The sequence below is a fragment of the uncultured Thiodictyon sp. genome (genome assembly GCA_903837595.1).
Classification (GTDB): Bacteria; Pseudomonadota; Gammaproteobacteria; order Chromatiales; family Chromatiaceae; genus Thiodictyon.
On record CAILVI010000134.1, the window covers coordinates 1 to 1,562 of the forward strand.

The window sequence follows — 1,562 nt, forward strand, 5'->3', positions numbered from 1 at the left end:
GAAATGAATGAGCGGTGATTTTCTCGACTCCAACGTCTTTCGCGATGACGCTCTGACCGTTGCTGCCGCACGCGAAGCGGGCTGCACCAGGCTTCTCAGCGAAGACTTACAACACGGCCAGCGGATCGAGACGCTTACCGTCGAAAATCCGTTTCTGTAAGGTAACAAGATGGCCGTAAAGCCGAAGACCCCGACCATTACCGTCGCCACCCTGACCCACGACGACGCGACCCGCAAGAACATCCCGACGGCGGAATACCAGTCGGTGATGCAGAAGGGCGAGCAGGCCCCGGTGCCGGTGGTCTATCAGCGCGGTGCCGCCGGGCTCGATGAGGAGAAGGCGGAGCGCAACCGCGATCTTGATCCCCAACTGGTCTGGCGCGGCAAGGACGAGCAGGACTGGAGCGACCTCGTCGTCCATGCCCCGCCCCTCTATATCCAGGAGAAGGTCCACCCCAAGGTCCTGATCGATGACCTGTTGCGCCACACCAATCGCCCGGTTGGGGCCGAGCCGAAACAGTTCGATCTCTTCGCCGACTTCAACGGCATCCCCAAGGACGCAGACAAGACCGAGTTCTATCGGCACGACCAGAATTGGTCCAACCGCATGATCTTGGGCGACTCACTCCAGGTGATGGCGAGCCTGGCCGAGCGCGAAGGGTTACGCGGCAAGGTCCAGTGCATCTATCTCGATCCGCCCTATGGCATCAAATTCAACAGCAACTTCCAGTGGAGCACCACCAGCCGGGATGTGAAGGACGGCAATGTCGGCCATATCACCCGCGAACCGGAACAGGTCAGGGCGTTTCGGGATACCTGGCGGGATGGTATTCATTCGTATCTCACCTATCTGCGCGATCGGTTGACCGTCGCGCGGGATTTATTAACGGATTCCGGATCGATCTTTGTGCAGATTGGGGATGAGAATGTACATCGCGTAAGAGCGGTGATGGATGAGGTATTTGGAGCTGATGCGATTATCAGCACCATTATTTTCGCGAAAACATCAAGCTCTACTGGTGACTTCCTCGGCCCAACATTCGATACGATTCTTTGGTGCTCAAAGCATCGAGATACAGTGAAGTACAGAAAGTACCTTCTAAAAAAGGCTGCCGGCCAGAAAGGCGGAACAGGGTATAAGAGCGTTCAGCTTAAAGACCTTTCACGCCAGCCAATGACAAAGGCTGAAATTGAAGACCCTGATCTATTGCCGTCCGGAGCCCTCATTTATTTCCGAGACAACCTGACAAGCCAAAGTATCGGAAGAGCGAAAGGGGAAGGCGCCGCATCTTGGTTTGGCGTTAACTTTCAGGGCAAGAATATCAAACCGTCTCCCACTGTTCGCTGGAAAACCAACGAAATTGGGTTTAGTCGCCTTTTGAAAGCCAATCGCGTTGAGGCGAGCTCGGGTGATAACCTTGGTTGGACGGAGCCGCTACCGCGGCAGATGACCGCCCGCCACATACTTTCCTCGCCGCCACGCCGTTGTGGCGGTTGCGATTTTCGCCGAGGAGAGTACCGCCTTGAACGCCACCGAACAAGCCCGTTTTGACGCCCTTTAC

Annotated in this window: 1 protein-coding gene; it reads left to right on the forward strand. The window is 56.1% G+C overall.

Annotation, left to right across the window (positions count from 1 at the left end; all coding sequences use genetic code 11):
• Nucleotides 1–169: 169 nt before the first annotated feature.
• The gene (locus QZY44_RS07260; RefSeq protein WP_295444324.1) at nt 170–1,552 is read left to right on the forward strand and encodes a site-specific DNA-methyltransferase; all 1,383 of its coding nucleotides are present in this window, start codon (nt 170–172) and stop codon (nt 1,550–1,552) included.
• The last annotated feature ends 10 nt before the right edge of the window (nt 1,553–1,562 follow it).

Coding starts and splice junctions, on each gene's coding strand:
- QZY44_RS07260 (WP_295444324.1), top strand. CDS start 170: ATGGCCGTAAAGCCGAAGACCCCGACCATTACCGTCGCCACCCTGACC.